This is a genomic window from Halomonas sp. DN3, from assembly GCF_024137905.1.
Lineage (GTDB): Bacteria > Pseudomonadota > Gammaproteobacteria > Pseudomonadales > Halomonadaceae > Halomonas > Halomonas litopenaei.
Genome location: NZ_CP099965.1, coordinates 3,572,828 through 3,595,478 on the forward strand (window position 1 = coordinate 3,572,828; position 22,651 = coordinate 3,595,478).

General features: G+C 65.6%; 19 protein-coding genes and 1 pseudogene. 11 read left to right on the forward strand and 9 right to left on the reverse strand.

Translation table 11 applies throughout. The annotated features are described in order from the left end of the window. Positions 1–117 precede the first annotated feature (117 nt). Positions 118–1,821: a multidrug ABC transporter permease/ATP-binding protein gene (locus NKF27_RS15380; RefSeq protein ID WP_253552963.1), complete on the reverse strand. Its 1,704-nt coding sequence runs from the start codon at positions 1,819–1,821 to the stop codon at positions 118–120. A gap of 384 nt (positions 1,822–2,205) precedes the next feature. Between NKF27_RS15380 and NKF27_RS15385 the strand changes: the two genes are divergently transcribed. Next, positions 2,206–2,808: a hypothetical protein gene (locus NKF27_RS15385; RefSeq protein ID WP_108132487.1), complete on the forward strand. Its 603-nt coding sequence runs from the start codon at positions 2,206–2,208 to the stop codon at positions 2,806–2,808. Positions 2,809–3,043: 235 nt separating this feature from the next. Here NKF27_RS15385 and NKF27_RS15390 read toward each other — a convergent pair whose 3' ends face one another. From NKF27_RS15390 to NKF27_RS15415, 6 genes are all read right to left on the reverse strand, one after another. After that, positions 3,044–3,919: an ABC transporter ATP-binding protein gene (locus NKF27_RS15390; RefSeq protein WP_083970345.1), complete on the reverse strand. Its 876-nt coding sequence runs from the start codon at positions 3,917–3,919 to the stop codon at positions 3,044–3,046. Positions 3,920–3,980: 61 nt separating this feature from the next. Further along, complete coding sequence (locus NKF27_RS15395; protein ID WP_253556488.1) at positions 3,981–4,997, reverse strand: iron chelate uptake ABC transporter family permease subunit; 1,017 nt, start codon at positions 4,995–4,997, stop codon at positions 3,981–3,983. 101 nt (positions 4,998–5,098) lie between these two features. Then, the gene (locus NKF27_RS15400) at positions 5,099–6,067 is read right to left on the reverse strand and encodes an iron ABC transporter permease (protein WP_301271194.1); all 969 of its coding nucleotides are present in this window, start codon (positions 6,065–6,067) and stop codon (positions 5,099–5,101) included. Between the two features lie 29 nt (positions 6,068–6,096). Beyond that, complete coding sequence (locus NKF27_RS15405) at positions 6,097–7,080, reverse strand: iron-siderophore ABC transporter substrate-binding protein (protein WP_253552967.1); 984 nt, start codon at positions 7,078–7,080, stop codon at positions 6,097–6,099. Between the two features lie 169 nt (positions 7,081–7,249). Then, entirely contained in the window at positions 7,250–9,151 is a 1,902-nt protein-coding gene (locus tag NKF27_RS15410; protein WP_253556489.1) for a ligand-gated channel protein, read from the reverse strand. 361 nt (positions 9,152–9,512) lie between these two features. Next, complete coding sequence (locus NKF27_RS15415; protein ID WP_253552968.1) at positions 9,513–9,743, reverse strand: hypothetical protein; 231 nt, start codon at positions 9,741–9,743, stop codon at positions 9,513–9,515. Between NKF27_RS15415 and NKF27_RS15420 the strand changes: the two genes are divergently transcribed. The 10 genes from NKF27_RS15420 (at position 9,742) to NKF27_RS15465 (ending at position 21,621) form a co-directional block, all read left to right on the forward strand. Beyond that, entirely contained in the window at positions 9,742–10,677 is a 936-nt protein-coding gene (locus tag NKF27_RS15420) for a LysR family transcriptional regulator (RefSeq protein ID WP_253552975.1), read from the forward strand. The genes NKF27_RS15415 and NKF27_RS15420 overlap by 2 nt on opposite strands. Before the next feature lie 88 nt (positions 10,678–10,765). Then, positions 10,766–10,984 carry a DUF1656 domain-containing protein gene (locus tag NKF27_RS15425; protein ID WP_253552977.1) on the forward strand — a complete coding sequence of 73 codons (219 nt, stop codon included), beginning with the start codon at positions 10,766–10,768 and terminating at the stop codon, positions 10,982–10,984. Next, positions 10,985–11,848, forward strand: coding sequence for an efflux RND transporter periplasmic adaptor subunit (locus tag NKF27_RS15430; protein WP_253552979.1), 864 nt, complete (start codon positions 10,985–10,987; stop codon positions 11,846–11,848). Further along, positions 11,848–14,097: an FUSC family protein gene (locus NKF27_RS15435; RefSeq protein ID WP_253552981.1), complete on the forward strand. Its 2,250-nt coding sequence runs from the start codon at positions 11,848–11,850 to the stop codon at positions 14,095–14,097. Before NKF27_RS15430 ends, NKF27_RS15435 begins: the two co-directional genes overlap by 1 nt. Before the next feature lie 16 nt (positions 14,098–14,113). Then, complete coding sequence (locus NKF27_RS15440; protein WP_045992015.1) at positions 14,114–14,989, forward strand: AEC family transporter; 876 nt, start codon at positions 14,114–14,116, stop codon at positions 14,987–14,989. 121 nt (positions 14,990–15,110) lie between these two features. Continuing rightward, positions 15,111–16,241 carry a PQQ-dependent sugar dehydrogenase gene (locus tag NKF27_RS15445; RefSeq protein ID WP_213229219.1) on the forward strand — a complete coding sequence of 377 codons (1,131 nt, stop codon included), beginning with the start codon at positions 15,111–15,113 and terminating at the stop codon, positions 16,239–16,241. Between the two features lie 361 nt (positions 16,242–16,602). Continuing rightward, entirely contained in the window at positions 16,603–17,805 is a 1,203-nt protein-coding gene (locus tag NKF27_RS15450) for a glycine betaine/L-proline ABC transporter ATP-binding protein (protein ID WP_045992017.1), read from the forward strand. A gap of 5 nt (positions 17,806–17,810) precedes the next feature. Then, entirely contained in the window at positions 17,811–18,644 is an 834-nt protein-coding gene (locus NKF27_RS15455) for a proline/glycine betaine ABC transporter permease (protein WP_045992040.1), read from the forward strand. 106 nt (positions 18,645–18,750) lie between these two features. Beyond that, positions 18,751–19,605, forward strand: coding sequence for a glycine betaine ABC transporter substrate-binding protein (locus NKF27_RS15460; RefSeq protein WP_108448283.1), 855 nt, complete (start codon positions 18,751–18,753; stop codon positions 19,603–19,605). Positions 19,606–19,950: 345 nt separating this feature from the next. Then, positions 19,951–21,621, forward strand: a complete 1,671-nt coding sequence (locus NKF27_RS15465; RefSeq protein ID WP_108448282.1) for a BCCT family transporter — start codon at positions 19,951–19,953, stop codon at positions 21,619–21,621. A gap of 109 nt (positions 21,622–21,730) precedes the next feature. On the opposite strand, the pseudogene NKF27_RS15470 reads toward NKF27_RS15465, so the two are convergent. Both NKF27_RS15470 and NKF27_RS15475 read right to left on the reverse strand, forming a co-directional pair. Next, positions 21,731–21,841: pseudogene (locus NKF27_RS15470) on the reverse strand (3'-5' exonuclease); the annotation flags it as partial. An 84-nt stretch (positions 21,842–21,925) separates the two neighbouring features. Then, positions 21,926–22,648, reverse strand: a complete 723-nt coding sequence (locus tag NKF27_RS15475) for a 3'-5' exonuclease (RefSeq protein ID WP_253552983.1) — start codon at positions 22,646–22,648, stop codon at positions 21,926–21,928. Between the last annotated feature and the right edge of the window lie 3 nt (positions 22,649–22,651).

The window sequence follows — 22,651 nt, forward strand, 5'->3', positions numbered from 1 at the left end:
AACCGCAGGCAGGCGAAGGCCCCAGCCAGCCGTACTCGGGTGCGAGGGAGCCAGGCAGGGGGGATGGATGAACCGCTGGATGGTGGCGAGAGCGCTCTACCGGCTGAGCGAATCGCCCTACAGCGGATCGAGCCGGGCCACCGCATCCCGACTGGCGGCCTCGCGGCTGGACCCGGTGAGTTCGACAAGCTGCCCCGAGCGCATCTCGAACAAGCGGTCGGCGTGCTGAAAGTAGTGATCGTCGTGGCTGATGGCGAACACCGTCTTGCCCATGTCCTTGAGTCGCGGCAGTAGCTCACGATAGAACACCCGTCGGAACTGCGGGTCCTGGTCGGCGGCCCATTCGTCGAGCAGCAGGATATCTCGCTCCTCGGCCACCGCCATCAACAGTGCCAGCCGCTTGCGCTGCCCCTGGGACAGCTCCGGGTTGGTGACCCGCTGGCCGTCGAAGTGAAGCTTCTCGCGCATCGCCAGGTACTCGAGCCAGTCCTCGACCAGCGCGGGGTCGGCCTTGTCACCGCCAGGGCCTATCAGGGTGTCGAACTGGTGGAAGTCGGTATACACCGCGGAAAAGCGCTGGCGATAGGCGCCCAGCTCATCGGCCCCCACCTCCTGGTCGTCGATCAACAGACGCCCCTGGTGGGGCCGGTAGAGACCGGTCAGCAGCTTCGCCAGGGTCGACTTGCCGCTGCCGTTGCCGCCGATCAGAAATACCAGCTCGCCACGCCGCAGGGTCAGGTCCAGCGGCCCCACGGAAAAGCCCGGGCCTTTCGACGCTCGCCCTGCCCCGTCTTCTTCGTCGGACGCTTTAGCGGGCTCGGGGTAGCGAAAGGCCACGCCTTCAAGGTGCAACCGCTGCCAGCGCTCGCCATCTGCCTCCTGCACCCCGAAGTCGCCCTTGGCCTCGGCCAGATCGAGTCCACGCAGTTTGTCGAAGGCCACCTGGGCGCTTAGCAGCGTCGGCAGTGCGCCCACCGCCGAGATCAGCGGGGTACGCAGGAACAACAAGGTCAACGAGAAGGTTGCCGCCACCTCGGTGGTGGCCCAGCCAAGGCCATTGGCCAGACAGAACACCACCCCGATGGCGCCGAGCATCATGATATTGGAGACATTGACCGCGCTCAGGTGATAGGTGTCGGCGCGGATGACGTGGTGACGATAGCGGCGGGCATCACGATCGTAGGTGTCCTCGAACAGGGCTCGCGCCCGGGCGCGATTGAGCGCCAGTTCCTTGCGTCCATAGATGACCGCCTGATAGTCGCGATAGAGCGAATCCTCGGTCGCCCGAACCTGGGCCAGATGGCGATAGACCCGCCCTACCAGCCAGGCCCCTCCTGCCATGGTCAGCGTGACCCACAGCGCGGTGACCAACAGCAGTCCGGGGGACAGCCAGCCGAGATACAACGCCGAGCCCAGCGTCAGCACGAAGCCCTGAACCAGCTCGGGCAGGCGTACGAAAGCGATGGTGATATTGCGGATATCACTGGACAGACTGGCCAGTAATTCGGCGCTGCCCAGGCGTTCGAGGCGCTCGATATCGGTGTCGAGGATCTGCTTGACCAGACGGCCTCTCAGGCCATAGACAAAGTGATGGCCCAGGGTGGTCAAGGCCAGTTGGGAGGCCAGAGTCACGGCCAGCAATGCCACGATCACCCCGAGAAACTGCGGCAGCACGCCGAGCGCATCTCCGGACACCTCGATCAAGCGGCGGTTGATAAAGGCGATGGCGCCGATACCCAGTCCGGCACTGGCAAGGCTCAGCAGCATGACGCCGATAAAGGGCCAGCGATAATGACGAAAGACGACGCTCAACAATTCCACGAAACAGGACCTCGAGGGGCGGGCCGGACGGCGCTTTCGCACCGCTTATACGGTGTCGATCGTCGCCCTGGCCATGATAATGCGGGCAAGGGGCCGGTATTGTCCCAGAGGCAACACACCATGGAAAGCCGCATGCGCACCTGACTTTTCAAACAGGGATCATCCCTGAAATAGCGCCAGGTCGGCTCTCTCGAGTACGTTTGAAACAAGCTCTGTGGTGGCGTCATCGATAGGCAACAGAGCCTTGCATGTTTCTTTCACAAGACTGGCTTGAAATCTTGTACATAACCTCCACAATGATTCGTGCAACATCGCAAGTCGCAGCACAGGAACCCGCTGCGACCGATGACATCGCTGGAACCATCCGCGAGAAGGAGAAATGGAATGATCCGCAAGAATCTGCTGACTACCGCTATCGCAAGCACCGTCTTCGCCGGCACCATGGCCGTGGGCACCAACGCCTTCGCCGAGCAGAACACCGCTCAGAATAATGGCGCCGGTAACCAGCAGCAGGCTCAGGGCCTCTACTCCGCCGATGAGCTGATGGACGCCGACGTTTTCGCCAAGGGTTCGAGCGAGGATGAAGTGGGCGAAGTCGAGGACATCCTTCTCGACAACGACATGAAGGTCCGCGCCATCGTCGTCGAAGCGGGCGACCTGCTTGACCTCGGCGGCAACGAGTATGTGGTCGAAACCGGCAACTTCACCGTGCAGACTGCCAACGGCGACAGCCTCGACAACATCGAGTACAGCGTTCATCTGGACATGACTCAGGACGAGGTGTCACAGCTGCCCGAATACACCGACACCTGGTGGAACCAGACCAAGTCCAGCGTTCAGCAGGCCTGGATGGACACCAAGGAAGGCGCCCAGAGCGCCTGGCAGACCACCAAGTCTGCTACCGCCAACGCCCTGACCAGCGCCGGCAACGCCATCGAAGGCGCGGGCGACAATGCCCAGGACGCCGCTCAGGACGCTACCAACTAAGAGCGATCCGAAGCTGACGGGCAGCGCCCGTCAGCCAGAGAACACACCCGGCCTTCGCGCCGGGTGTGTTGCGTCTGGCTCCCCGAATTCGCTTCCCTCAAGGCCTGCATATCCGTTCGGCCCCGCCGACCATGACCCGCCGCCGACTATTCCTCGCGCCGACTAAGCCCCGCGCCAACCAGGCCCTGCCGACCAAGACCTGGCGACTAGGCCTCGCGCCAACTAGGCCCTCCGGCTAAGCTCTCCGACTAAGCCCTGCCAGCAATGGCTTGCCGGTCAGCGGGTCTTCCACCAGCGAGCAGTCCACGTCGTAAAGCTGCCTGACCAGTGCCGGCGTCACCACCTTTTCCGGCTCGCCCTCTGCCACCAGGCGCCCATCGCGCATGGCGACCAGGTGATCGGCGTAGCGGCAGGCGCTGGAAAGATCGTGGACCACCATGATCACCGTACGCCCTCGCTCCACCAGCCGATGCAGCAGTTCGAAGACCTCCAGCTGGTGACCCAGATCCAGCGCCGAGGTGGGCTCGTCGAGCAGAATGATCGGTGTCTGCTGGGCGATGGTCATGGCGATCCAGGCGCGCTGGCGCTGACCGCCGGACAGGGTATCGAGGGCGCGTTCGGCCAGGTCCTCAAGCCCCGCCGCAGCGATGGCGCGCGCCACCACCGCCTGGTCCTCCTCGCTCCACTGGCGATACCAGGCCTGGTGGGGCTGGCGCCCGAAGCGAATCAGATCGCTGACGCTCAGCCCCTCCGGGGCCGACGCTTCCTGGGGCAACAGGGCGATGCAGCGGGCCAGCTTGCGCGCCGCAAACCGCTTGAGGTCCTGGCCTTCGAGCCAGACGCGCCCGCCACTTGGTGCATGCAGGCGGGAAAGCCCGGCCAGCAGCGTCGACTTGCCGCAGCCGTTGGGGCCGACGATGGCGGTGAGCTTGCCCCGCGGGATCGTCAGGTCGAGACCATCGATGACCTTGTGACGGCCGTGGCAGAGCACCAGATCCTCGACCACATAGGGATGCGGAACTGCGGTGTCCCGCTGCTGGCCCGAATCCGGGTGCGAAGCCACCTCAGCCCGGGGAATCCCATCGGATCGTGAAGACAACGTCAGTGACATCAAGGTCCCCTTGCACAAGCGCCCCCGGCCGCCATTGGCCCGGGAGCGGGTCAATATGAATTCAGCGGCGAATCAGTATCCACAGAAGCCAGGGGCCACCGACCACGGCGGTGACGATGCCCACCGGCAGCTCCAGCGGCGCCAGCATCAATCGTCCCGCCAGGTCGGCCAGCACCATCACCGCCGCCCCGGCCAGGGCCGCACCGGTCAGCGGGACCTGACGGTTGCCGCACAGATGGCGCGCGATTTCCGGACCCAAAAGCCCCACCATGCCGACCGGCCCCGCCACCGATACCGCCAGCGCCGTCAACGCCACCGATACCACCAGCACCTGCAGCCTGCGACGCCTGAGCGGCGTCCCCAGACCGAGTGCCACGGCGTCGCTGAAACGCATCAAGCTAAGCGAGCGCGACAGCCACAGCGCCACCGGGGTGAGCAGCGCAAGACCGATGGCGAGAACGACGACGGCTCCGGCCGGCCGTGAGTTCAGGGTGCCCACGGTCCAGGGGTAGGCGGCGTTGGCCGCATCGATGGCGGCACGCGACAGCATCAGCTGGGTCACCGCGGCGAAGATCGCCCCGACGCCGATGCCGGCGACGATAAAGCGATAGCCCTTGGCACCGCCCTTCGCACCGCCCCCGGCGGCCAGACCGAAAGTCAGGGCCGCTGCGGTGGCCGCCCCGGTCAACGCCATGGCAGAAGGCGCCAGGCTCAAGCCCATCCCCACCACCGAGGCCACCGCAAAGGCGGTGGCGCCGTTGTCGATGCCGATGATGCCGGGCGTGGCCAGACGGTTGCGCGCCAGCGTCTGCATCAGGCAGCCCGACAGCCCGAAGGCGGCGCCGCTGGCAAGCGCCGCCAATAGCCGTGGCAGGCGGAGCTGTTCCACCACGAAGGTATCGAGCATCGCGCCCTGCCCATTGATGACCGCCCAGATCTTACCCGGCGAAAGCGGCTTCTCGCCGAGGCACAGATAGGCCAGGCTCGCCCCGACCAGCAAGACAGCGAGCAACAGGGCGCCGATAAGCTGGCGTCGATCGACCAGCAGGCTGAACCGCCCACCGCGCAGCAGCCACATGCCGTCGGGGGTGGCGCTGGCATCGCGGCGGCCGTGACATTGGCGATATTCATCCGACGAGCGGGTGGCGGCGGCAGACAAGGAACGATCATCCAGCATGGTCACAGGCTCGGCAGACGGCGGGCGCGAACGACGCTGATCAGCACCGGCGCCCCACATAGCGCGGTCAGCACCCCCAGCGGCATCTCCGAGGGCGCCACCAGGCGGCGCGAGATCACATCGGCGGTCAGCACCAGCAGAGGCCCCAGCGGCAGGCACAGCCACAGGGTGCGACGCAGCTCCGGGCCGGCGATGGCACGGGCGATAAAGGGCACCACCAGGCCGACGAAGGCGATCGGCCCGGCGATGGCGGTGGCCCCGCCCACCAGCAGGGCGACGATCAGGATGGCCAATAGCCGCAGTCGCCCCGGATGGTGACCGAGACCGGCGCTGGCGCGCTCGCCCAGCGCCAGGCTGGCCAGCGGCCGCACCACCATCACCAGCACCAGCGCCGCCAGCGCCATGCTGGGCAGTACCGCCAGCAGGTCGTCGAGCCGCCGTCCCGACAGGCTACCCACCACCCAGAAACGAATCTCGTCGGCGGCGCGCCGGTCGGTGATCAGGATCAACGAGGTCATCGCGCCAAGTAGCCCCGAAAAGGCTGCCCCCGCCAGCACCAGGCGCACCGGATCGGCGCCGAGCCCACGGATGCGGCTGACCCCGAGCACGCACAGACAGCCGAGCAAGGCCCCCAGCTGGGCGACGCCGATGCGCAGCTCCAGCAGGCTGCCACCCAGCAGCAACATCAGCGCGACGGCAAAGGCGGCGCCGGCGCTGACGCCGAGCAGGCCCGGCTCGGCCAGGGGATTACGGGTGATCGACTGCAGCAGGGTACCGGAAACGCCCAGCGCCACCCCGACCACCAGGCCGACCAGGGTCCGCGGCAGCCTCAGGTCCCACACCACGAAGCGTGCCTCCTCGTTGCCCAGGCCCAGCAGCGCCTGAAACGACAGCACCGGGCCGATCTCCCCGGCACCCACGACAAGGCTCGCCATGATGGCGAGCCCAAGTAGAACGACAAGGCCGAACAGTATTCCTGCGGTTAATCTGCGCTCTGCACTCACGGTGTCACGATACCCTCCAGGGCCTGCTCGATGTCATCGAGCACCGCCTGGGCGGCGATGGGACCACTGGCACTGGTCCACAACTGGCCGTCCACCGCCACCACGCGGTCGTTGCCGACCACCGACAGGCGCTTGAAGGCGTCGCTCTGCATCGCCTGGTCCAGTGCCTCGGCCCCGTTGGCGTCCAGGGTCGCGACGAACAACCAGTCACCGTCGACCCGGGACAGCGCCTCCAGGCTCAGCGGATCGCTGTGGGGCCGTCCCGCCGGCACCAGCTGATCGTCCTTGACGTCGAGGCCGACGGCGGCGAGCAAGCCAGTGGTGAAAAGCTCGGTGGACATCACCAGAGGTCCCTGGGGCATCCAGCGAATCAGGAAGGCACTGTCCTGGGACGTCTCTGCCTCAACGTTAGTGGCGAGCCCGGCGGCGCGCGCTTCTACCGTCTCGATGGCGCGATCGATCTCGCTTTCATGGCCCAGCGCCCTGCCGAACAGCCGCGCCTCGTCCTTCCAGGCCTCGGGGTCGAAGCCCTCGGTCGCCGGCACCACGGTGGGAGCAAGTTGCGACAGCAGCGCGTAGGTATCCTCGGACAGTCGCGAGGAAGCCAGGATCAGGTCAGGCTCGAGCCCGACCACCGCCTCCACATTGACCTCGCCGGCGGTGCCCACGATCTGGATGTCGGGCACCTCATCCCTCAGGTAGTCGGCCACGTCTTCGGCGGCGCGGGTTGCCACCGCGCCAAGCGGCGTCACTCCCGCGGCCAGGGACGTGTCCAGTGCCCCTTCGTAGAGCGTGACAACACGCTCGGGCTGGCCCTGGATCTCGACCTCACCGAAGGCGGTGTCGAGGACGCGAGCTTCCTCCTGGGCGCTGGCCACCCCCAGGGTGGCCAGGCTGAGTCCGAGTGCCAGGCCGATCCCCGGACCTACTTTCTGGCCCAGCGCGACGGCGCCTCGGGCCAGGGGTGACATTCCACGCATGCTCATCTTCCTTGTCGGTTCCCCCGCAACGGGGCGGGGCATCACTATTGACGCTTATAGTAATCAATCTCGTTTGAGAATACCTGCCCTTCTCGTCCAGGCTCGCGCAACGATGCGTTCGATCATGGCGGACAGGCATTCTCTTCCCTTCCCTTGGCCCCTCCAGGGATCAGAAATCGACGTTCAGCCCCAGCCACAGCCGGCGGCCATCCTCGACGTAGCCATACTCGTCGTAGTCGATGTCTTCATCGAACAGGTTGTAGATGCCGACGTTGACGCGGGCGGCATCGGTCAACTGATAGCCAAGGCCGGTGTCGACGAAGGTGTAGTCCGGCGCGACGATTTCACTCTGGGACGGGCCGGTGGTGGGCTGACTCTCGTCGCCACGGTAGGTCACTCGGGTCCACTGGGACAGGCGATCATTGATCTCCCAGTCGAGACTGGCCGAGAACTCGTGCTCCGGCAGCTGGGTCAGGGGCTCGCCTTCGTACTCGCCACTCTTCTGCTCGGAGTCGGTGTAGGTGTAGCTCGCCGACAGCTCGAGCGCGTCGCCAAGCGGCGTCGACAGCGACAGCTCCACCCCCTGGGTGACCGCTTCGTCGACGTTGACCCGATAGGTGGGGTTGCTGCCGAACTGGTTGGGGCCGTCGGTGCAGATATCGGCCGGGCACTCGATCCGCGTGATCTTGTCATCGAAGTCGTTGTGGAACAGCGTGGCGCTGGCCGACAGGCCACCAGCCCCGTTGTAGAGAAGGCCCAGCTCCTTGTTGAGCGAGGTTTCCGGCTCGAGATCCGGGTTGCCATAAACGTCGCCGCCACGGCTGACCTGGCCCCAGTCCGGGGTGATTTCCCTGAGGTCTGGCGAGCGATAGCCGGTGGACACGCCACCCTTGAGGGTCCAGTCGGGGGTCATGTGCCACACGCTGTAAAGCCGCGGGCTGATCTCGGAGCCGTAGTTCTCGTCGTGGTCCATGCGCACGCCACCGGTCAGCGACCAGTCGTCGAGCAGCATCCATTCGTCCTCGGCGAACAGTGCCCACTGGCTGTTGCGGACATTGGTGAGATCCGAGATCTGGTTCGAGGTGCGATCGTCCAGCTCCTCTTCCTCGAAGCTTGCGCCGACGGTGACGATATGGGCACCGAGCGGCACCACCAGGCTCGACTTGGCGTTGGTGTTGGTGATCTCCATCTCGCGGGTCTCGTTCTCGGACACCTCGCGCTGGACATAGGTCTCGCTGGTGCCGAAGGAGAAACGCCCGGTATGGGTCAGGGCGACGTACTCCTGGGTGTAGTCGTCGAAGCTGTCCTCACAGGCGCCACGACAACCGTCCGGATCGACGCTGTTGCCCACCAGCGCCTCGCGCTCCTGCTCGGTGCGACTGGCCTCCAGCGCCAGGTCGTGGTTGACGCTGGGTGTCAGCGACAACCTCGCGGTCAGGCTCTGGACCTGCTTGTCCTCGTAGCCATAGAGGATATTGTCTTCATCGCGCTGGGTCGCACGGCCGTAGAGGGTCAGCCCGGCCAGCCCCTCGACCAGCGGACCAGAGGTATAGAAGTTGGCCTGGCGACTGTCGCCGGAGGCGCTGTCTTCCTGCAGCATGGTGTCGAGCTGCAGGTTGCCGTGCCACTCATCGGCCACCTTGCGGGTGATGACGTTGATCACCCCACCGATGGCATCGGAGCCGTAAAGAGTCGCCATGGGACCACGCACCACCTCGATGCGCTCGATGGCCTGCAGTGGTGGCAGCCAGTCCTGCTCGAAGCCGGCGCTGCCGTTGGGGCGGGTCTCACGCGTACTGACGCGGCGCCCGTCGATCAGCAGCAGGGTGTACTCTGCGGGCATGCCGCGCATGCTGATGTCGTATCCGTTGTCGCCACCACCGCCGCCGGTGACGATCACCCCGGGCACGTCACGCAGGGCGTCGGTAACGTCCTGGTAGTAGCGCTTTTCCAGATCCTCCCGGGTCACCACGCTGATCGAGGCCGGCGCATCGGCCACGCTCTGATCGAAGCCTGAGGCGGTGACCACCACGTCATCAAGCGCCATGTCTTCGGCGCCGAGCGCCGGCACTGCGCCACACAGGGCGATCCCCGACAGCCCCGCCGCCAGGCGGCGAATGTGAAGCGATAGCGGGTGAAGCGACAGAGGGTCCAGCGACAGGCAACGAGGAGACAGGTTTCGAGACGGCAGAGGTTGAGCTGACAAGCGCTGAGGCGACATCTTCTTCTTTGACTCCGAAAAAGGGCGGCAATCCACCCGGTGGCACAGGAGAGGGCTGGCGATCCAGGACCGCATCCCAGGGTCGAGACGACCCGCGCCCAATAATGAATGTGAATATTTATCATTTAGATTCTTCCATTAAAGTTGCACAATTGCTCGTGAACGCGACGTTGCAACTCTCGCAACCCCTCCAAAAGCTGCCTTGCCTGTCTTACCTGTCTGCCCCGCCTACCCTGCCTGCCTTGCCTGCCTTGCCTGCCTTGCCTGCCTTGCCTGCCTTGTCTTCGCTGGCTTGGCCGTCTTGCGTCACGCCACACGCAGGAAGCGCGCAGTGGGGCATACGGTAGAGGTCGTCAATACAATGGAGAATGATTTTCATCCGCACGATCTCGTGGCATACTGCCGGTTCGTGTTGCCCCTCTTCCCGCTTGCGTGATGCCATGCCAGATCTCGACGAACTGCTTGCCTTCAACCGTGTCATGGAGACCGGTAGCCTGACCCAGAGCGCCATCCAGCTGGGCCTGGCGAAGTCGACCTTGAGCCGGCGCATCAGCCAGCTCGAGTCGCGGCTGGGCCAGCCGCTGCTCAAGCGTCAGGCCAACCAGCTCCTGCCCACCGAGGCCGGGCAGCGCTACTACGTGATCAGCAGGGAAATCCTGAAACTGGCGGAACAAGGTCAGCGCACCCTGGACAGCCTGCGCGAGGACGTCAGCGGCGAGCTTCATGTCGAAGCCCATCGCACCCTGACGCGAAGCTGGCTGGGCGGCGTGATGGAGACCTTTCTGGAGCGTCATCCGGCGATACGCCTGACGCTGAGTACCGGCGAAACGGCGCCACGGGATCCCGACTTCCAGGGCATCTGCGTGTGGCTTGGCGAGACCGACGAAGGCAACCTGCGCCAGGAGCGCCTCGGCGCGCTGGAGCGCGGCATCTACGCTCATCCGGACTATCTGGCGAAGCACGGTACCCCGGAGGCACCCGACGCCCTTGGCCACCACGCCTGGATCGACCTGATGGGCGACAGTCAGGGCGGCATCACCCTGACCCACCGTCATGGCGGCACGGTGCACTTCCAGCCCCCGGCGTCACGCTTTCGCGTCGACCAGTCGATGCTGCATATCGACGCCATCGCCCGGGGGCGCGGGCTCGGCATCCTGCCGGTGTGGACCACCGAAGCCAGAGAACGCCATCACCCCGGCGAACTGGTGCGCTGCCTGGAAGCCTGGTCGCTGGCGCCGCTGCCGGTGACCCTGCTCTACGGTTTCGGCCATCAGCCGCGCAAGGTCAGCGCCCTGCTCGACCATCTGCGCGACGCCGTGCCGGACGCCTGGCGAGCCCTGGAGACCACCGCCCTGCCCCGCCGTCAGGCGGGGTGAGCCCCTCCCGCCTTCCTTGCATGTTTGCTACGCTTGGTCTCGGTTACACGATTCACAGCCATACGGCTGAATCTCGGGGAGGCCCTGCATGGCGCTCAAGGAAGTCGCGCTTGGCGGTATCTATTTCAGCCCCTTGCTGGTCTACGCCCTGATCGGACTGCTGCTCGCCGCGGTGCTGCGCTTCGCCCTGCACCGCCTGTGCGGCAGCTCTCGGCTGTGGTACGAGGCGTGGCTGGACACCTCTCTTTTCGTTCTGTGCACCGCCGGGGTCGCCTGGTGGGGCGCGCTTGCCAGCGGAGGCGCCTGAATGCGCAAGACCCTGCGCGTGCTGATCACCCTGGCGGTGGTCGCCGCCGCCGTAGCTGCCGGCCTGTGGCTATGGCGCTACTATCTGTACAGCCCCTGGACCCGTGACGCCCGGGTCGGCGCCGACATCATCACCGTGGCACCCGACGTCTCGGGCCGGGTGATCGCCCTTGCGGTCGACGACAACGACCACGTCAACAAAGGCCAGGTGCTGTTTCGTATCGACGATGCCCGCTACCAGGCCGCCCTGTCCAAGGCCTCTGCCATCGTCGCCCAGCGCGAGGCCGAGCTTGCTCTGAAGCAGCACGAGGCGTCGCGGCGAGAGCAGCTCAGCCGCCAGGCGATCAGCGCAGAGAATCGTGAAAGCGCCAATCGAGACCGCGACGTCGCCGCCGCCTCCCTCGACCAGGCCCGCAGCGACCTGACCAGCGCTCGTCTTGACCTGGAGCGTACCGAGGTCACCGCCCCGGCGCCGGGTCACCTGATCAACCTGCAGCTCACTCAGGGCAACTACGTCAATCGAGGCACCTCGGTCTTGGCGCTGGTGGTGGAGGATTCCTACTACGTCACCGCCTACTTCGAGGAAACCAAACGGCCCGCTCTGGCCGTGGGCGATCCGGCCAAGGTCATTCTGATGAGCGGCAACGTCGAGCTGGATGGCCACGTCGACAGCATTGGTCGAGCCATCGCCAATGACAACGCCACCCCCAACGCCCAGCTGCTGCCCCAGGTCGAGCCCACCTTCAGCTGGGTGCGCCTGGCCCAGCGCATCCCGGTACGCATCGCCCTCGACGAGGTGCCGGCGAACCTCGACCTGAGCGCCGGCATGACCGCCACGGTGCGGGTCCGGTCCGAGCCTCGCTGATGCCTTTTTCGGTATGGTGGCAGGCCTACCTGACGCCGCCGGCCAGTGCGGTCAAGTTCGCCATCAAGGCCACCCTGGCCATGGCCATGGCGCTGTACATTGCCCTCTGGTGCGACCTCGATCGCCCCTACTGGGCGCTGATTTCCGCCGCCTTTCTGCAGATTCGCCCGATGAGCGGCATGGTGCTGGAGAAAGGCATCAGCCAGATCACCGGCACCGTCGTCGGCTGCCTCGCCGGCATCGCCATCATGTCGCTGTTCGTGCAGTCGCCGACACCGGCACTGATCTGTCTGACCGCCTGGATCATCCTGTGCGCCTACGCCGCCTCGGTGACCCGCAACAACGCCTCCTTCGGCTGCATCATGGCGGCCGTCACCGCCATGCTGATCGTGGTCATCACCGCCAGCGCCCCCACCGGCCTGTTCGCGGTGGCCGTGGCGCGCCTGTCGGAGCTGGCGCTGGGGGCCATCTGCGCCACCCTGGTCAGCGCCTTGCTGTGGCCGATTCAGGTCCGTGATCATCTCGCCGGCCTGGCCGATCAGGTGGTCAATCAGGCCTTCCTGCACGGCGCCCTGCGCCTGGACAACAGCGCCGATAACGCTGCCCTGCAAGCCACCCTGACCGCCAGCCTGCAGCCCCTGACCCAGCTGGAAACCGACAGCCAGGCGGCACGTTACGAAGGCCCGGAAGGCATCGGCCGGCTACGCGCCAGCCATGTACTGACGGTGCGCACCGCCCGTCTGCTGGCGATCCTACACGCGCTGCAGCAACTGCTGCGCTCCCATGGCGCCGAGCTGCCAACGCCCACCCGGCGCCTGATCGAGGACATGGCCAGCGACCTGCGCCACAGCGCCGAGGGCAGCGGTGTGGCCCAGGCCCGCCAGCGGCTGCAGGCGCTCAGGCATCGCGCCCTTCAGTGCATGGCCGCAGACTCGGACGAGGGCATAGCCCCTGCCCCAGACCCGGCCCTAGACCAGGCCTCGGACCAGACCCCAGGCCAAACCACAGCCCGGTGCGGGCACAGTCCCAGTGGGCCCATCACCAGCGACCCCGCACCGACACGCACTACCGAGTCGCCAGAGGCGCTGCTGCAACGGCGCATCCAGCTCGGCCTGCGCGAGGCCCTCGGCCACGCTCTGGTCATCCTCGATGCGCGAGAGGCGATCCACACCCCCGGCAAACGCCGCCTCAAGGCGCCGGCGCTGGCCTTTCACCGGGATCATCTGGAAGCCGCCCTCAACGGACTGCGAGCCGGACTGGTGTTCGCCCTGCTGGCCATCGTCTGGCGCTACACCGCCTGGGACAATGGCCAGATCGCGATGCTGGTCGGCACCCTGTTCTCGGCCTTCTTCGCGACCCGCGACAACCCGGCAGCGGTCGCCGCCACCTTCCTCAAGGGCATGCTGGCGGCGGTACCCAGCGCCTTGCTGTTCGGCCATGTACTGCTGGCCCAGGCCAACGACTTCGTCACCCTCGCGCTGGTGTTCATGCCGCCCTTGTTCCTTGGTCTGCTGGGCGCCGCCAACCCCCGCTTGATGGGCTATTGCCTGGCCTTCACCATCGGCAACATCCTGCTGACCATGCCCGGCAATGGCATGGACTTTTCCATCGACGGCTTCCTCGGCCGCGCTATCGCCCTGCTGCTCGGGCTCTCCACCGTGGTGATGGCCTTTCGCCTGGCGCCAGGACTCCCCACCACCATTCGCAAGCACCGGCTGGTCAGCGCCACGGTGAACGACCTCCACGGGCTTCACCGGCGTAGCTTCCATGAAGCCGAGTCACGCTTCGGTGGTACCATGGCGGACCGCCTACTCAGGCTCGCCCAGCACGACGACAGCCTCCCGGAAGAACGCCGCTATCTATTTTCGCTGGGCCTGGTGGGGCTGGACCTCGGCTACGCCAGCCTCAATCTGCGACGGCGCCTGGGCGGGCGCAGTGACGCGCTCGACCTCGCCCTTGACGACCTTGCCGCCGCCCTCGCCGACGACTACGGCGCCAGCGCCAGAGGCCACGCACCAGATAGAGCTCGTGAATACGGCAACCGGCTGCTGCAGACGCTTGAACGACAGGCGGATGACGGCGCCGAGTACCGGCTGATGGCGGGTCTGATAGAGCGCTTGACGATGTCGCTGGAGCGCCAGGCCGATCGCTCTCGACAGGCCAGGCAAGCCGCGCCTGCCGTCGGCGTCGCTGGCCGGCAGCGTACTCCAGACCGACAGGGTGCCAAGGCCCCGGGTGTCGACCGATAAGGAGATAGATCCTCGCATGTTTGCCCAACTCTTCGCCGTGATGGCGCCGGTGATCACCGGCGCCGGTCTCGGATTCTTCTGGATCCGCCGCGGTTTCGACTATCCGGTGGCCTTCGTCACCAAACTGGTGTTCAACATCGGTACGCCTGCGTTGGTGATCGCCTCGCTGGCGGGTGCCGAGATCGACGCCTCGAGCTTCGGTCGCACCATGCTGGCGGCCGCCCTGGTGCTGTGCGCCATGGCCGCGCTGGCCTTCGTGCTGGCGCTGGTACTGCGCAAGGACTGGCGGGTACTGCTGGCTCCCACCATGTACCCCAACACCGGCAACATGGGGCTACCGGTGATCCTCTACGCCTTCGGCGAGGCAGGTTTCGCCTTCGGCATCACGGTGATGGTGACGGTGTCGCTGTTCCAGTTCACCCTGGGCACCATGCTGGCCAGTCGCGGCAATCCGCTGAAGTCGCTGGTCAAGACGCCCACGGTCTACGCCATCCTGATCTCCATCGCGCTGTTGTTCACCGACACCGAACTGCCGCTGTGGCTGCAGAACAGCGTCGATCTGATTTCAGGCTTCACCGTGCCGCTGATGCTGATCACCCTGGGGGTGTCGCTGGCCAGCATCCAGGTCAGAAGCCTGCGCTCGGGCGTCTGGTTCAGCCTCTTGCGCATCCCCCTGGCGGCGGGCGTGGCCTGGGGCATAGGCATCTGGCTTGACCTGCCCCCCATGGCACTGGCGATCCTGGTGCTGCAGATGAGCATGCCGGTGGCGGTGTTCAACTATCTGTTTGCCCAGAAGTCCCAGCGCGAGCCCGCCTATGTGGCGAGCCTGGTGTTCTGTTCCACACTGCTATCCTTGATCTATCTACCGGTGCTGCTGGCGCTGCTGCTGTAACGCTTGTTGACCTTGGCAGGAAAAGCGTCTCCGTCGACCTGGCACGCCATCGCCGCTCGGCGTGCCCGGGACTGGGAAGCGGTCCGCCACCGGAAACCCATACTTGCCGTGCGGAGTCTCCATGTTGCGAAGCCTCACCCTCGCCCTGCTGACATTGTCATTGCCTGCAGGCGCCCAGGCGGCGTCGTTGCCCGAGCAGGTGCCGGGGCTTCATCACCCGGTCGCGCTCGAGCTGATCACCGATGAGCTGGACACCCCCTGGTCGCTGGCCTTTCTGCCCGATGGGCGCATGCTGGTCGCCGAGCAGCCCGGGACCCTGGCGCTGGTGGATGACGGTGATGTCCAGAGACTCGACGGCCTGCCCCAGGTCTCACACCGCGGCCAGGGTGGGCTCTTTGACCTGGCGCTACATCCGCAATTCGGCGATGGCACCCACGACTGGCTCTACTTCAGCTGGGCGCAGCCCGGCAAGGACGGCGACTCGGACGACGCCACGGCGGTATCACGGGTCAGGTTCGAGGACGACGCCCTGGGCGCGATAACGCCAATTTTTGTGCAGAATCGCTTTTCCACGCCAGGCCGCCATTACGGTGGCCGCCTGCTGTTCGACGACCAGGGCCTGCTGTGGCTGACCATCGGCGATCGCGGCGTCAGCAAGAGCCGCGCCCAGGACCCGGCAGACCACGCCGGCAGCCTGCTCAGGCTGACCGCAGACGGCGATCCCGCGCCGGACAATCCGGGCTTCGACGATGACGCGGCCCCCGAGGTCTACTCGATCGGCCACCGCAACCCTCAGGGCCTTGCCCAGGCTGCCGACGGCACCCTGTGGTCGACCGAGCATGGCCCGCGCACCGGCGACGAACTCAATCGTATTCTGCCCGGCGAGAACTACGGCTGGCCCGAGGTGACCCGCGGACGCGACTACGCCACCAATCTGCCGCTGGGTGTCGACAGTGCCCCGGGCATGCGCGATCCGGTGCATGTGTTCGAAGGACGCTTTGCGCCGTCCGGGCTCGCCGTGGTCAGCGGTGAAGAATTTCCCGCCTGGCAGGGCGATCTGCTGGCGGGCGGGCTTCGCGGCGAGCGACTGCTGCGCCTGCGCCTCGAGGGCGACAGCATCATCGAGCGCGAGGTGGTGCTGGATGGCGAGGTCGGCCGCATCCGCGACGTGCGGCTCGGCCCCGACGGCGCCATCTACCTGCTGACCGACAGCGATCCCGGTCGTCTGATCCGGCTGACGCGGGTGCGCTGAGCGGCGCCGATACGGAGCGCGACAGGGAAATAGCTCCCCTTGCCCATGCCGTTCCGGCATGGGCTTCTCCCCCACTTCTACCCAATACCGCACCCATCGGGGCTTTCTCGATTCAGTCAACGTGCGCCCATGCTGAATTTGAATGATCTTTCAAAGACCTTTAGGGTATTGCACCTTTCTGCGCCTCAACGGTGAAAGCTGGCATGCTGTTCAGCCGTGGGGATGCGGCAAGGAGTGCCGCCCCTGACGCAGCCGCGCCAGCGCTGGACGATGAACGCCGACGCCAGGATGCACGTGACGTCGACCTTCATCGTTCGACCGGCTGGACGTGTTTACGCAACCCAACAAGGCACCCCTACCCATGAGCGAGAACCGATCCGTCAAGATCAAGGTTCGCGGGCTGAGCAAGGTCTTCGGCGACCAGCCGAAGAAGGCACTCAAGCTACGCGATGAAGGGCTCAAGCGTCCTGAAATCCTGGACAAGACCGGCCAGACCCTGGGCCTGTCGAACATCGACTTCGACGTCCATGAAGGCGAACTGCTGGTGATCATGGGCCTCTCAGGCTCGGGCAAGTCGACGCTGATCCGCTGCCTCAATCGGCTGATCGAGCCCACCGAAGGCGAGATCATCATCGACGGCGAGGACATTCCGCAGCTCTCCGACAAGGCACTGCTGGAGTGCCGTCGTCGCCACTTCTCGATGGTCTTCCAGAACTTTGCCCTGTTCCCCCATCGGACCGTGCAGCAGAACGCGGAGTTCGGGCTGGAGATTCGCGGCATCGATGCCGACACCCGCGCCAAGACCGCCCGTGACGCCCTGACACAGGTCGGGCTGAATGGCTGGGAAGACGCCTACCCCAATCAGCTGTCCGGCGGCATGCAGCAGCGTGTCGGCCTGGCCCGGGCGCTGGCCAATGACTCCACCGTGCTGCTGATGGACGAGGCCTTCTCGGCGCTCGACCCGCTGATCCGCAAGGATATGCAGCAGGAGTTGCTGGAACTCCAGCACCGCATGAAGAAGACCACGGTGTTCATCACCCACGACCTGGACGAAGCGCTGAACATCGGTGACCGCATCGTCCTGCTCAAGGACGGTGAGGTGGTGCAGATCGGCACGCCGGAGGAGATCCTGACCAAGCCGGCCGACGACTACGTCGAGCGCTTCATCGAGGGCGTCGACATGTCCCGGGTGCTGACCGCCGAGAGCGCCATGCGCCCGGTGCGCGCGACCGCCCGCGAGGACGACGGCCCGCGTACCGCACTGCGCAAGATGAAAGAAAACGCCATGGACTCGATCTACGTCACCAGCCGCGATCGCAAGCTCAAGGGACTGGTCGAGGCCGACGCCGCCAACAGCGCCATCCAGAGCGGACAGGATCGACTGGATAGCGTGATGACCCAGGACTTCCGCACCGTGGGACCCGACGAGCCGCTGCACAATCTGTTCGCGCTGTTCAACGAAAAGAGCTTCCCCATCGCCGTCATCGACGACGAGCGACGCCTGCTGGGCGTGGTGGTCAAGGGCGCGGTACTGGATGAACTGGCACAGGCAGGAGACCACTAATGGCGATCGAGATTCCTCGCATTCCCCTCGGTGACTGGATCGAGACCGGCCTGAGCTGGCTGACCACCGAATACTCTGCCGTCACCCGCGGCATCTCGCGGATTACCCAGACCGGTATCGACGGCCTCAATGACGCCCTGATGTGGCTGCCCGACTGGGCCCTTCTGCTGATCATCGCCGGCCTGTGCTGGAAGATGGCAAGCCCCAGGCTCGCCATCGGCGCGGTCTTGGGCCTTGGCCTGATCTGGAACCTCGATCTGTGGGACCCGATGATCGAGACCCTGACCCTGGTGGTCATCGCCACCCTGGTGGCGGTGGTCATCGCCTTGCCGGTGGGTATCGCCGCGGCGCTGTCCGATCGACTCTATCGTCTGATCATGCCGGTGCTGGACTTCATGCAGACCATGCCGGCCTTCGTCTACCTGATCCCGGCGATTCCGTTCTTCGGTATCGGCTCGGTGTCGGCGATCTTTGCCACCGTGATCTTCTCCATGCCGCCGGCCATTCGCTTCACCACCCTGGGCATCCGCCAGGTACCGGTGGAGCTGATCGAGGCCGCCGATGCCTACGGCGCCACCCGCGGCCAGAAGCTGGTCAAGGTGCAGCTGCCGCTGTCGCTGCCGACGGTGATGGCCGGCATCAACCAGACCATCATGCTGGCCCTGTCGATGGTGGTGATCGCCGCCATGATCGGCGCCGATGGCCTGGGCAGCGAGGTCTGGCGAGCCATCCAGCGACTGCGTCCGGGCGATGGCTTCGAGGCTGGCATCGCGGTGGTCATCCTGGCGATGCTGCTGGATCGCCTGACCCAGTCCCTGCGCAAGGAGCGCAAGCAGTAAACGCTCGACGCGGGCTCCCTCGGCCGGGGGAGCCCGCGGGGCGGCATTTGCAAGACACTGTCGCCTGCTTCACGCTAATACCTCTTATCGCAAGGAGAGTCGCACCATGTCACCCAAGGCAACTCGTTCTCTCGGTCTGGCCCTGGCCATCAGCGCCGCCGCCACCAGTGTTCACGCCCAGGACAAGGGCTCCGTGCACCTGGCCTACGTCGAGTGGTCGTCCACCGTGGCGTCGACCAACGTGGTTCGTGCTGTGCTCGAACAGGCCGGCTACGAGGTCGAGACCTCCGCACTGTCTGCCGCGGCCATGTGGCAGTCCGTCGCCAGCGGCGACGCCGACGCTCTGCTCGCGGGCTGGCTGCCGACCACCCACGAGGACTATTACGCGCGCCTCCAGGACCAGCTGGTCGATGCCGGCGTCAACCTCGACGGCACCAAGCTGGGCCTTGCGGTCCCGGCAGATTCCGAGGTCGACTCGATTGATGAGCTCAATGAACACGCCGACCAGTTCAACGGCGAGATCATCGGCATCGATCCCGGTGCCGGCCTGATGCGTCTGACCGAGGAAGTGGTCGACGCCTACGAGCTCGACCTGGACCTGCGCACCGGCAGCGGCGCCACCATGACCGCCGCACTGGGAAGCGCCATCGACCGTGGCGAGCCGATCGTGGTCACCACCTGGACCCCGCACTGGATGTTCGCCCGCTGGGACCTCAAGTACCTCGAGGACCCCCAGGGCGTCTACGGTGGTGCCGAACAGATCCACACCATCGTCCGTCAGGGCCTCGAAGAGGACATGCCGGAGGCCTACGCCATCCTCGAGAACTTCGAGTGGACCACGGAAATGATGGGTGAAGTCATGCTGATGAATCAGGAAGACGACACCGATCCCTACGAAAACGCCCAGAAGTGGGTCGAGGACAATCAGGACGTGGTCAAGGAGTGGCTCGGCGAAGCCTGAGTCCGATAGATGCCACGCCACCGTCATGATGCTGTGGCAATGGTCAGGGGTGCCACGGGGTGCCCCTGCTGTCGTTGCGGCCAGCACCTGCGTCGCCCACACGGTGCAAGCGGTCGCCGGCAGAACCTTGGGTCTCGGACGATCGTGGCAAGCTGACCCAGGCGTGCCCCGGCGGCCTTGGAACAGATGCCGTTGACGGCACAACTGGCAAGCTGGCTCAGGCAGGCCACACTTCAGGCAGGCTGGACCGTACGGTATCGATGACAGACGAGCCAGCCGCGACCCCACTCCGAGTCGATGGCGTGACGCCACAGTTACCATTTTTAAACGCAAGGGAGATCGCACGTGGAAAAAGACCCCAACCACAAGCCTTCATCTGCCGACACCGGCAGCGAGGGTATTCCGGCCCCGGATGGGCCAGCCAACCTGATCGATACCGATTACGTCATCGGTCAGGACAATATCGTCACCAAGTCCTTCGGCGTGGACGTGGACCTGCACGGCAAGGTGTTCACCGTCTCGTCGCTGCTGATCCTGGTCTTCGTGATCCTGACCCTGGCCTTTCAGAGCGGCGCCGAGCCGTTCTTCAACGGCGTCCGCGGCTGGCTGACCAGCAACCTGTCCTGGGTCTTTCTGCTCGGCGGCAATATCTTCGTGCTGCTGTCGCTGGTACTGATCTTCACCCCGCTGGGCAAGGTCCGCATCGGTGGCGCCGAGGCCACACCCGACTATAGCTACATGGGCTGGTTTGCCATGCTGTTCGCCGCCGGCATGGGCATCGGTCTGATGTTCTATGGCGTGTCCGAGCCGATGACCCACTTCTCCACCGCGCTGGGTGGCACCTCGGTCGGCGAAAACGGCATACGTACCGACTGGGCACCGCTGGGCGCCGCCGCCGGTGACGAGCAAGCCGCGGTCAATCTCGGCATGGCGGCGACCATCTTCCACTGGGGTCTGCACCCCTGGGCAGCCTACGCCATCGTCGGCCTGTCACTGGCCATCTTCGCCTTCAACAAGGGTCTGCCGCTGACCATGCGCTCGGTGTTCTACCCGATCCTGGGCGAGCGCGTATGGGGCTGGCCGGGCCACCTGATCGACATCCTGGCGGTATTTGCCACCCTGTTCGGTCTGGCCACCTCGCTGGGGCTCGGTGCCTCCCAGGCCGCCGCCGGCCTGAACGAGCTGTTCGGTACGCCGAATACCGACACCACCATGGTGCTGCTGATCGCCGGCATCACCGCCGTTGCGCTGTGTTCCATCATGCTTGGCGTCGACAAGGGTGTGCAGCGCCTGTCCCAGGTGAACATGGTGCTGGCCTTCCTGCTGCTGGCGTTCGTGATCCTGGTGGGCCCGACTCTGGCCATCGCCACCGGCTTCTTCACCAACCTGGGTCACTACCTGGCCGAGCTGCCGGCGCTGTCCAACCCCTTCGGTCGCGAGGACGCCAACTTCGTTCAGGGCTGGACCGCCTTCTACTGGGCCTGGTGGATCTCCTGGTCTCCGTTCGTCGGCATGTTCATCGCTCGGGTCAGCCGTGGCCGCACCGTGCGTGAGTTCCTCACCGCCGTGCTGCTGGTCCCGACCCTGGTATCGGTGCTGTGGATGACCTCCTTCGGCGGTACCGCCATCGAGCAGTACATCACCGATGGTTTCCAGGGCGTCCAGGACGCCGCCCTCGAGCTCAAGCTGTTCGCCATGCTCGGCGAGCTGCCGCTGGCCTCGATCACTTCCTTCATCGGCATCGTGCTGGTCATCGTGTTCTTCGTGACCTCTTCGGACTCCGGTTCACTGGTCATCGACTCGATCACCGCCGGCGGCAAGGTCGACGCACCCAAGCCGCAGCGCGTGTTCTGGGCCATCATCGAAGGCGCCATCGCCATCGCTCTGCTGCTGGGCGGCGGTCTTACCGCACTGCAGGCGGCGGCGGTCTCGACCGGGCTGCCGTTCACCCTGGTGCTGCTGGTGGCCTGCTACGCCATCATCAAGGGCCTGATGAGCGAGCCCAAGGCGGTCTAGGCCAGCCTTACGCAGACAGCAAGTGCATGAAAAAAGCGGCAGCCCTCGGGCTGCCGCTTTTCTTGTGGCGAGATGGCTGACGCATCGACGGGCAGCTCAACTCCCTTATTCAGCTCCACAGCATGCCGATGGGCGTCTCCGGGCCGTAGTTGCCGGCTACTTGCGCCTGCAGCAGCTCCGCAGTGGCGATGGCGTCGGTCAGGGCGTGGTGGCCATGGTGGTCTTGCTGGCGAGCGGCAGCCCTCGGGCTGCCGCATTCATGTTGCGAGCTCGATCGGAATGACGGGCAGCTCAACTCCCTTATTCAGCTCCACAGCATGCCGATGGGCGTCTCCGGCGCGTAGTTGCCGGCTACTTGTGCCTGCAGCAATTCCGCCGTGGCGATGGCGTCGGTCAGGGCGTGGTGGCCATGATAATGTGGTAGCCCGTAGCGCAGCCGACTGTCGTGCAGGCGGATCGACCTGGGTGGTCGGCCCATCCAGCGACGAAAGCGCGCCATGGTCGACTGACGGTGGATGCGCGCCTCCAGCGACATGGTGTCGATCACCGGGAAGCTCAGTGACTCCTTCCAGGCCGCGCGTACCGCGGCGTCCAGAAAGGACCTCTCGATATGGCGAAAGTGCACCACCAGCAGGTGGCCGGCCATGGCGCGGAAGACATCGGCGAGCACCTCCTCGATCCGCGGAGCCCCCTGGATATCGGCGTGGGTGATGTGATGAAAGGTCACCGACTCGGCGTTCAGGGTGCGATGGGGACGCACCACCCAGTAGCGCCGCTCGGCGAGCCGAATACGCGACAGCGAAAAGGGCACCAGGCCAATCGAGACGATCTCGTCACGCCTGGGATCGAGCCCGGTGGTCTCCAGGTCCAGTGCCATCAGCGGCGCCTCCTGAATCGGCAGGATCGGCGACAAGTCGGCCCCGGCGAAGAAGTCCACCAGCGCCTGCTGGCGGCTCTTCTGACGTCGGGCGACCAGGTAGTCGTGCCAATCCGGTGCCGAGCGAGTCTTGGGGCGAAGCAACGGCATGGC

Bases quoted from the DNA above. Each gene is read 5' to 3' on its own strand.
- NKF27_RS15475 (WP_253552983.1), bottom strand. From the start codon at position 22,648: ATGCCGTTGCTTCGCCCCAAGACTCGCTCGGCACCGGATTGGCACGAC.
- NKF27_RS15390 (WP_083970345.1), bottom strand. From the start codon at position 3,919: ATGTCACTGACGTTGTCTTCACGATCCGATGGGATTCCCCGGGCTGAG.
- NKF27_RS15450 (WP_045992017.1), top strand. From the start codon at position 16,603: ATGAGCGAGAACCGATCCGTCAAGATCAAGGTTCGCGGGCTGAGCAAG.
- NKF27_RS15385 (WP_108132487.1), top strand. From the start codon at position 2,206: ATGATCCGCAAGAATCTGCTGACTACCGCTATCGCAAGCACCGTCTTC.
- NKF27_RS15395 (WP_253556488.1), bottom strand. From the start codon at position 4,997: ATGTGGCTGCTGCGCGGTGGGCGGTTCAGCCTGCTGGTCGATCGACGC.
- NKF27_RS15430 (WP_253552979.1), top strand. From the start codon at position 10,985: ATGCGCAAGACCCTGCGCGTGCTGATCACCCTGGCGGTGGTCGCCGCC.
- NKF27_RS15460 (WP_108448283.1), top strand. From the start codon at position 18,751: ATGTCACCCAAGGCAACTCGTTCTCTCGGTCTGGCCCTGGCCATCAGC.
- NKF27_RS15420 (WP_253552975.1), top strand. From the start codon at position 9,742: ATGCCAGATCTCGACGAACTGCTTGCCTTCAACCGTGTCATGGAGACC.
- NKF27_RS15440 (WP_045992015.1), top strand. From the start codon at position 14,114: ATGTTTGCCCAACTCTTCGCCGTGATGGCGCCGGTGATCACCGGCGCC.
- NKF27_RS15445 (WP_213229219.1), top strand. From the start codon at position 15,111: ATGTTGCGAAGCCTCACCCTCGCCCTGCTGACATTGTCATTGCCTGCA.
- NKF27_RS15405 (WP_253552967.1), bottom strand. From the start codon at position 7,080: ATGCGTGGAATGTCACCCCTGGCCCGAGGCGCCGTCGCGCTGGGCCAG.
- NKF27_RS15425 (WP_253552977.1), top strand. From the start codon at position 10,766: ATGGCGCTCAAGGAAGTCGCGCTTGGCGGTATCTATTTCAGCCCCTTG.
- NKF27_RS15415 (WP_253552968.1), bottom strand. From the start codon at position 9,743: ATGGCATCACGCAAGCGGGAAGAGGGGCAACACGAACCGGCAGTATGC.
- NKF27_RS15435 (WP_253552981.1), top strand. From the start codon at position 11,848: ATGCCTTTTTCGGTATGGTGGCAGGCCTACCTGACGCCGCCGGCCAGT.